At 67.2% G+C, this 7,845-nt stretch carries 8 protein-coding genes and 1 pseudogene; 8 read left to right on the top strand and 1 reads right to left on the bottom strand.

What is annotated here, in order from left to right:
* The 7 genes from AC30PD_RS10715 to AC30PD_RS10685 all read left to right on the top strand — a co-directional run.
* On the top strand, nucleotides 1-479 hold a 479-nt coding region (locus AC30PD_RS10715; protein WP_489535651.1), incomplete at its 5' end, for an ABC transporter permease.
* The gene (locus AC30PD_RS10710) at nucleotides 479-1,399 is read left to right on the top strand and encodes an ABC transporter permease (protein WP_489535650.1); all 921 of its coding nucleotides are present in this window, start codon (nucleotides 479-481) and stop codon (nucleotides 1,397-1,399) included. The genes AC30PD_RS10715 and AC30PD_RS10710, both read left to right, overlap by 1 nt.
* A gap of 333 nt (nucleotides 1,400-1,732) precedes the next feature.
* Nucleotides 1,733-2,911: a BMP family ABC transporter substrate-binding protein gene (locus AC30PD_RS10705; RefSeq protein WP_489535649.1), complete on the top strand. Its 1,179-nt coding sequence runs from the start codon at nucleotides 1,733-1,735 to the stop codon at nucleotides 2,909-2,911.
* 62 nt (nucleotides 2,912-2,973) lie between these two features.
* Nucleotides 2,974-3,951 carry a Rieske 2Fe-2S domain-containing protein gene (locus AC30PD_RS10700; protein WP_489535652.1) on the top strand — a complete coding sequence of 326 codons (978 nt, stop codon included), beginning with the start codon at nucleotides 2,974-2,976 and terminating at the stop codon, nucleotides 3,949-3,951.
* 2 nt (nucleotides 3,952-3,953) lie between these two features.
* Complete coding sequence (locus AC30PD_RS10695) at nucleotides 3,954-5,000, top strand: adenosine deaminase (protein WP_489535648.1); 1,047 nt, start codon at nucleotides 3,954-3,956, stop codon at nucleotides 4,998-5,000.
* Nucleotides 4,997-6,145 carry a DUF3667 domain-containing protein gene (locus tag AC30PD_RS10690; RefSeq protein ID WP_489535647.1) on the top strand — a complete coding sequence of 383 codons (1,149 nt, stop codon included), beginning with the start codon at nucleotides 4,997-4,999 and terminating at the stop codon, nucleotides 6,143-6,145. The genes AC30PD_RS10695 and AC30PD_RS10690 overlap by 4 nt, the downstream gene beginning before the upstream one ends.
* 111 nt (nucleotides 6,146-6,256) lie before the next feature.
* A complete protein-coding gene (locus AC30PD_RS10685) occupies nucleotides 6,257-7,015 on the top strand; it encodes a TerC family protein (RefSeq protein WP_489535646.1) in 759 nt (252 codons plus the stop codon).
* 17 nt (nucleotides 7,016-7,032) lie between these two features.
* On the opposite strand, the gene AC30PD_RS10680 is transcribed toward AC30PD_RS10685, so the two are convergent.
* Nucleotides 7,033-7,395 carry a hypothetical protein gene (locus AC30PD_RS10680; RefSeq protein ID WP_489535645.1) on the bottom strand — a complete coding sequence of 121 codons (363 nt, stop codon included), beginning with the start codon at nucleotides 7,393-7,395 and terminating at the stop codon, nucleotides 7,033-7,035.
* Between the two features lie 175 nt (nucleotides 7,396-7,570).
* On the opposite strand from AC30PD_RS10680, the pseudogene AC30PD_RS10675 reads away from it, so the two are divergent.
* Nucleotides 7,571-7,845 (top strand): annotated as a pseudogene (locus AC30PD_RS10675) (BMP family ABC transporter substrate-binding protein); the annotation flags it as partial.

The following is a 7,845-nucleotide window of genomic DNA, read 5'->3' as shown; positions in this document are numbered from 1 at the left end:
GCACCTACGCCGGCTTCCAGTTGCAGGTCGGCGGCCTGGCGCCGGCGGCGGCGCGTTACGCCGGCTTCTCGTCGCGCCGCGCCTTGTGGACGGCGCTGCTGCTGTCGGGCGGCATGGCCGGCCTGGCCGGTGCGCTCGAAGTGGCCGGCCCGCTCGGCCAGCTCACGCCGTATGTGCCGGCGGGCTACGGCTTCGCCGCGATCATCGTCGCCTACGTGGGGCGTCTGCACCCGGTGGGCATCGTGTTCTCGGGCGTGCTGATGAGCATGTTCTACATCGGCGGTGAGTTGGCGCAGTCTCGGCTCGGCTTGCCGAAGTCGTTGACCGGTGTGTTCCAGGGCCTGCTGCTGTTCACGCTGCTGGCCTGCGACACGCTGATCCACTACCGAATTCGCTGGCAGGCCGCGCGGCCGGCGCCCAAGGCCACCGTGCCAGTCGTTTCGTCGGCGAACACCGCCACCACCGGAAAGGGCGCGTGATGGACTCCTTTGCATTGCTTCTGGCCGCCACGCTCAACGCCGGCACCGTGCTCGCGTTCGCTTCGCTCGGCCTGCTGATCAACGAACGTGCCGGCATCGTCAACCTCGGTGCCGAAGGCATGATGCTGGTGGCCGCCGTGGCGGGTTACGCCACTGCCGTGCACACCGGCAGCGACTGGATCGCCTTCGCCGGCGGTGCCGCCGCCGGTGCGCTGCTCGCCGCCGCTTTCGGTGTGCTGGTGATCTGGCTCAACACCAACCAGTACGCCACCGGCCTGGCGCTGAGCCTGTTCGGCACCGGCTTCTCGGCCTTCGTCGGCATCCGCTACACGCAAGAGAAGCTGACCGAGCGGCCCCGTTTCGAGGTGCCGTTCCTTTCCGACATTCCTTTCATCGGCCCGGCGCTGTTCAAGCAGCACCCGATGGTCTACATCGCGATCGCGCTGATGCTGGGGCTCGCCTGGTTCCTGTACCGCTCGCGCGCCGGGCTGGTGCTGCGCTCGATCGGCGAGTCGCCGGAATCGGCGCACGCGCTCGGCTACCCGGTTCGGCGCATCCGCTTGCTGGCGGTGATGGTCGGCGGCGCGCTGTGCGGCATTTCGGGCGCGTACATCTCGGTCGTGTACACGCCGCTGTGGGTCGAAGGCATGGTGGCCGGCAAGGGCTGGATCGCGCTGGCGCTCACCACCTTCGCCACCTGGCGGCCGGCACGTGTCTTGCTCGGTGCCTACCTGTTCGGCGGCGTGACCATGCTGCAGTTCCACCTGCAAGGAGAAGGCGTGCAGATCCCGAGCCAGTTCCTGACGATGATGCCCTACCTCGCCACCATCATCGTGCTGGTGCTGATCTCGCGCAACGCCACCTTCATCCGCGTCAACATGCCGGCGTCGATCGGCAAACCTTTCTTCCCGGGCAGCTAGGGCCTGTTGGCGCCATGGGAGGGCACGCGTGACTCATCAAACAGCCGCCGGCAAGGCGCAAAGCGCAGGCGTAGCCGCGCCTACGGCGAGTATTTGCAACGCGGCCGGCGGCTGTTTGCTGAGATCACCCGAAGGGCCGAGCCCCGGCAGGCCGCAGGGCTGCGTTGCTCGGTCGTTGTGTGCCGCAGGCACACCGCCTTCCTCACGCCTTGCCCTGCGGCCTGCCGGGGCTCGGCGCGTGCCCTCCCGTGGCGCCAACAGACCCTCGCGCTTTCCGCTGCCACATAATTCGTGGCTCGGCGCCACCTTCCGAACCTTCAACCTGGAGACGACATGACCTTTCATTCCAAGCGTTCTTTAATCAAGGCAGCGGGCTGGGCCTCGCTGGCCGCCACCGCGGCCCTCGTGGGTTGTGGCAAGAAAGAAGAAGCCCCAGCGGCCGCTGCCGCTTCGGCTGCGCCTGTGGCCGCCGCTTCGGCCGCCCCGGCCAAGGCCGAGCCGCTGAAGATCGCCTTCGCCTACGTCGGCCCGGTGGGTGACGGCGGCTGGACCTTCGCGCACGACAACGCCCGCAAGGCGGTCGAAAAGGAATTCGGCGACAAGGTCGTCACCAGCTTCGTCGAGAAGGTGCCCGAGGCAGCCGACGCCGAGCGCGTGTTCCGCGACATGGCCGGCCAAGGCAACAAGCTGATCTTCGGCACGACCTTCGGCTACATGGAGCCGATGCTCAAGACCGCGGCCGACCTGAAAGACGTGAAGTTCGAGCACGCCACCGGCTACAAGCAAGCCGAGAACATGCGCACCTATGACTCGCGCACCTACGAAGGTGCCTACATGGCCGGTGTGATCGCCGGCGGCATGACCAAGACCAACACCATCGGTGTGGTCGGCTCGATCCCGATTCCCGAAGTCATCCGCAACATCAACAGCTTCACGCTCGGCGCGCAGTCGGTCAACCCGAAGATCAAGACCAAGGTCGTCTGGATCAACGAGTGGTTCAATCCGCCCAAGGAAACCGAAGCCGCGCAGTCGCTGATGAACGGCGGCGCCGACGTGCTGATGCAGAACACCGACTCGTCGGCCGTGCTGCAGACAGCCGAGAAGGCCGGCAAGCTGGCCTTCGGCTGGGACAGCGACATGACCGCCTACGCACCGAAGGCCCACCTCGCTTCGGCCGTGATCAACTGGGCTCCGTACTACATCAAGGCCACGGGTGACGCGCTCGAAGGCAAGTGGAAGGGCGGCGAATCGTCGTGGTGGGGCGTGAAAGAAGGCGCGATCGACATCGTGTCGATCTCCGACAAGGTGCCGGCCGAGCTGAAGGCCAAGGTCGAAGCCGTGAAGGCCGGCCTGAAGGACGGCAGCTTCTCGATCTGGAAGGGCCCGATCATGGGCAACGACGGCAAGGAAGTCCTCGCCAAGGACGCCGTGGCCGATGACAAGTTCCTCGGCGGCGTGAACTTCTACGTCAAGGGCGTCGACGGCAAGGTGCCGGGCGGCGACAAGAAGTAAGCCTTCAACCTTCGTTGAAACCGCAGGCCGCCATGTGCGGCCTGTTTTCTTGGGGAGCCTCGATGGTCGAGCGTGGTGGGTGGCACCCGGTCTGCGACGCCGCGGCACTGCTCGGCGATGCGCCGTTGGCGCTGGGCCTGCTCGGTGAAGACCTGGTGCTGTGGCGCGACGAGACGGGCACGCCGCAGGCCTGGGCCGACCGTTGCCCGCACCGCGGCACCCGGCTGTCGCTCGGGCGCGTGGTGGCGGGCGAAGGTGGCACGCGGCTCGAGTGCCCGTACCACGGCTGGCAGTTCGCGCCGGGCGGGCAGTGCATGGTGATTCCTGCGCTCCCCGCTTTCACACCGCCGCCGGGTCACCGCGCCTGCACCTTCGAGGCAAACGAAGCGCACGGGCTCGTGTGGGTGCGGCTGGAGCGCGGCGATACCGACATCCCCGCGTTCGAGGCAGAACACGACCCGCACTTGCGCAAGCTGCTGTGCGGGCCCTACCTGGTCGCGACCAGCGCGCCGCGCATCGTCGAGAACTTTCTCGACATGGCGCACTTCGGTTTCGTGCACGAAGGCTGGCTCGGCGACCGCGCCCACACGGCGCTGGCCGACTACCGGGTCGAGTCCACGCCGGCCGGATTCGTCGCGAGCGGCTGCCAGGCCTGGCAGCCGCAGAGCAACGCGCTGTCGGAGCAGGGCAGCCTAGTCGACTACCGCTACGAGCTCACGTCGCCGTTCAGCGCGGTACTGACGAAGCTGCCGCAAGCGCAGGGGGGCTACCGTGACGAGATCGGCTTGTTCGTCTGCCCGCAGGAACCGGAGCAGAGCGTCGTCTGGTTCCGCCTCGCCGTGACCGACCACGCGTCGAGCGACGCTGAGTTGCGCGCTTTCCAGCACACGATCTTCACGCAGGACCAGCCGATCCTCGAATCGCAGAGCCCGAAGCGCCTGCCAGCGCGCACGGGAGAATTGCACTGCGCCGCCGACCGGGCGAGCGCCGCCTACCGCCGCGTTCTGCTCGAACGCGGCATCACTTTCGGAGTGTGCTGAGCATGATCGATTTCGACGCCATCCCCCGCGCGCGCCTGCCCGAGCTGCTGCGCACGATGCCCAAGGCCGAACTGCACCTGCACATCGAAGGCTCGCTCGAGCCCGAGCTGATCTTCGCGCTCGCGCAGCGCAACGGTGTGGCCCTGCCGTATGCGAACGTCGAAGCGCTGCGCGCCGCCTACGCCTTCACCGACCTGCAGAGTTTTCTCGACATCTACTACGCCGGCGCCAGCGTGCTGCTGAAGGAAGAAGACTTCTTCGACATGGGGATGGCCTACTTTCGCCGTGCCGCGGCCGACCACGTGGTGCACGCCGAGATCTTCTTCGACCCGCAGACGCACACCGAGCGCGGGGTGAGCTTCGCGACCGTGATCGACGGCCTCTCGCGCGCGTGCGAAGCAGCGCAACGCGAGCTCGGCGTGAGCGCCTTGTTGATCATGTGTTTTCTGCGCCACCTGAGCGAAGAAGCGGCGTTCGCCACGCTCGAGCAGGCGCTGCCGCACCGCAGCCGTTTCATCGGCGTCGGCCTCGACAGTGGCGAGCGCGGCAACCCGCCTGAAAAATTCGCGCGGGTGTTCGCCCGCTGCCGCGAGCTCGGCCTGCGGCTCGTGGCGCATGCCGGCGAAGAAGGCCCGCCGGCCTACATCCGGAGTGCGCTCGACGTCTTGCATGCCGAACGCATCGACCACGGCGTGCGCTGCGTCGAAGACCCCGAACTCGTGAAGCGCCTGGCCAACGAGCGCATGCCGCTCACGGTGTGCCCGCTGTCGAACGTGAAACTCTGCGTCTACAAGACCATGGCCGAGCACCAGTTGCCCGCCTTGCTGGCCGCCGGGCTGTGCGCCACCGTCAACTCCGACGACCCCGCGTATTTCGGCGGCTACGTGAACCAGAACTACCTCGAGACCTTCGCCGCCTTGCCGCAGCTCGGCGCGCGCGAGGCCCATCGGTTGGCCGCCAACAGTTTCGAAGCGAGCTTCGTTTCGCAGGAACGCAAGCAGGCCTGGCTGCAGGCACTCGACTGCGCATTCGAGGGGCCGCTTGAATGAGCGACGAACTCGAAGCCGTCGGCGCCTTGGCGACCGCCGGTCTTGTCGCGTCGCAGGTCGGTGGCCCCACAGCGCCCGGCGGGTCGCCGGCACACGGCGCGCAGTGCAGGAACTGCGGCGCCGCGCTGCACGGCGCCTTCTGCCAGGCCTGCGGCCAGCCGGCTCATGTGCACCGCTCGTTGCTGCACCTGGCCGAAGAAGTGCTGCACGGCATCCTGCACTTCGACGCCAAGGGCTGGCGCACCTTGCCGCTGCTGGTGGTGCGCCCGGGCCTGCTGACGCGCCGCTACATCGACGGCCAGCGCGCGCGCCATGTGTCGCCGCTGGCCTTGTTCCTGTTCACGGTGTTCCTGATGTTCTTCGTGTTCTCGCTGACCAGCCTGTCGTCGGTGACCGTCAACGTCGGCCGCGTCACGCCGCAGGAGCGCGCCGACGCCGCCGCCGAGCTCAAGCTCGCCGAGGCTGCGGTGGCAAAGGCCGAAGCAGCGCTCACCGAGGCGCGTCGTCTCGGGGCCCCGCTCGGCGACGCACAGTCGGCGCTGGCCGACGCCAAGGTCGAGCAGGCCGCCAACGCGCTGGCGCTGAAGGCGGTGGATGCAGCGCTGGCCGGGGCGGCCAGGGCGCCGGGTGCTGCGGCCTCGAGGGGCGCTGCTGCCGCGTCGGCGCCCGCGGTGTCGATGGGTGCCGTGGCGCTCGGCAGCATGAAGCTCGACACCGGCAATGCGCGCATCGACGCGGCGCTGAAACGGGCCCAGCAGAACTCGGAGCTCACGCTCTACAAGCTCAAGAACACGGCCTACAAGTTTTCATTTCTGCTGGTGCCGATCTCCTTGCCCTTCCTGTGGCTGATGTTCTTCTGGCGCCCGGGCATCACGATGTACGACCACGCGGTGTTCTCGCTCTATTCGCTCTCGTTCATGTCGGTGCTGATCATCGTGGTGGCCTTGCTCGAGCCGCTGAAGCTGCACGGCGTTCAGGCATTCCTGTTGGGCGTGGTCGCGCCACTGCACCTGTTCATGCAACTGCGAGAGACCCACCGGCTGACCTTCTTCGAGACCTTGTGGCGCACTGTGGTGCTGTTGTGCGTGTGCGGCCTCGTGCTGGCCCTGTTCGTGCTGTTCATCATCGCCCTGACGATGGGTTGAAGACTGGGTTCGGCCGGCGCACATGCACGGCGCAGGCGTGGGGTCTTTGGCGCTCTGTACACTCGCGCCCGCCGCGGGCCAGCCCCTGCCCACCCACCGCCTGGAACCAAGATGATCGAACTTCTGACCGACCCGCAAGCCTGGATCGCCTTCGCCACGCTGACCGCGCTGGAGCTGGTCCTCGGCATCGACAACGTCGTGTTCATCTCGATCCTGGTCGACAAGCTGCCGGTGGCGCAGCGCGAGCGCGCGCGCAAGATCGGTCTGTTCATGGCGATGTTCATGCGCATCGGCCTGCTGCTGGTGCTGTCGTGGATCGTCGGCCTGGTGGCGCCGCTGTTCACGGTGCTGGGCCAGGAGATCTCGGGGCGCGACCTGATCCTGATCGCCGGCGGCCTGTTCCTGATCTACAAGAGCACCGGCGAGATCCACCAGTCGCTCGAAGGCGAAGAGGGCCACGCCTCGAGCGCGGTGAAAGCCACGTTCACCGCCGTGATCCTGCAGATCATGGTGATCGACATGGTGTTCTCGCTCGACTCGATCATCACCGCGGTGGGCATGGTCGACCGCATCGAGGTGATGATCGCCGCGGTGATCGCCTCGGTCGCGCTGATGATGCTGTTCGCGTCGTCGATCGGCCGCTTCGTCTCGGACCACCCGACGATCAAGATGCTGGCCTTGTCGTTCCTGGTGGTGATCGGCGTGGTGCTGATCGCCGAAGGTTTCGACCAGCACGTGCCCAAGGGTTACGTGTATTTCGCGATGGCCTTCTCGGTCGCCGTGGAGATGCTGAACATCCGCATGCGCAAGCGCTCGAAGAAACCCGCCGAACTGCACTCGGCCTACGCGCCGGAAAAGAAGCAGCCCTGACGCGTCGCGCTGACGCCTTACTGCAGCCGCTTCGGCGCGGCCAGCTGAAAGCGCGCCAGCCCGTCGCGTGCCGGTGCGGGCAGCGGGCTCGCGCAGTCGCACTCGCAGTCTTGCGCGGCCTGCGCGCTGCATTCGCTCATCGCGTGCCAGCGCCCTTGCAAGCCGAGCAGCACCTGCCTGAAGCCGAGCGATAGCTGCGGGTGGTCGACGAGCATCGACAGGTTGTCGCCGATCTTCAGGCCCATCTTCACGCGGTGTTGCGGGTCGAGTTCGGCCTGCAGCGCCTGGCTGTAGCCGGTCATCAGCGCCAGCGTGCCGGCGAGCACCGCCTCGACGCTGGGCAACTCGTGTTCTTCGATGTGGGCGGGGTGGTGCGCCATGCCGTTCTCCAGAAAATGTGCGTGAATCGATCCTAGTGCAAATGAGACCCATTCGCAAGTAGAGTTGAGGGGATCAGGCCGGTTTGCCGCCGAGCGTCTGAGACAATCGCGCCCGAGCCGGCCGCGTGCCCCCACGTGGCTCGAACCAAGCAACGGGGCCATGTAGAGGAACACCATGTTCAAAAACCTCGCCCGCGCCAGCGTTGTCTCGCTGGCCGCGATGTTCGCCCTCGGGGCCACCGCAACCCACGCACAGACCGCCGCGCCACCCAAGCCGCCGCTGAAAGTCGCGTTCGTCTACGTGAGCCCGATCGGCGAAGCCGGCTGGACCTACCAGCACGAACAAGGCCGCCTGGCGATGCAGAAGGCGCTCGGCGACAAGGTCGTCAGCACGGCCGTCGAGGCGGTGGCCGAAGGCGCCGATTCCGAGCGCGTGATGCGCGACCTGGC

Source organism: Rhizobacter sp. (assembly GCF_032229685.1).
Lineage (GTDB): Bacteria > Pseudomonadota > Gammaproteobacteria > Burkholderiales > Burkholderiaceae_C > LMDS01.
Note: the sequence above shows the minus strand (reverse complement) of the source record. Positions and strands in the feature narration are given on the sequence as shown.

Coding starts and splice junctions, on each gene's coding strand:
- AC30PD_RS10710 (WP_489535650.1), top strand. CDS start 479: ATGGACTCCTTTGCATTGCTTCTGGCCGCCACGCTCAACGCCGGCACC.
- AC30PD_RS10705 (WP_489535649.1), top strand. CDS start 1,733: ATGACCTTTCATTCCAAGCGTTCTTTAATCAAGGCAGCGGGCTGGGCC.
- AC30PD_RS10700 (WP_489535652.1), top strand. CDS start 2,974: ATGGTCGAGCGTGGTGGGTGGCACCCGGTCTGCGACGCCGCGGCACTG.
- AC30PD_RS10695 (WP_489535648.1), top strand. CDS start 3,954: ATGATCGATTTCGACGCCATCCCCCGCGCGCGCCTGCCCGAGCTGCTG.
- AC30PD_RS10690 (WP_489535647.1), top strand. CDS start 4,997: ATGAGCGACGAACTCGAAGCCGTCGGCGCCTTGGCGACCGCCGGTCTT.
- AC30PD_RS10685 (WP_489535646.1), top strand. CDS start 6,257: ATGATCGAACTTCTGACCGACCCGCAAGCCTGGATCGCCTTCGCCACG.
- AC30PD_RS10680 (WP_489535645.1), bottom strand. CDS start 7,395: ATGGCGCACCACCCCGCCCACATCGAAGAACACGAGTTGCCCAGCGTC.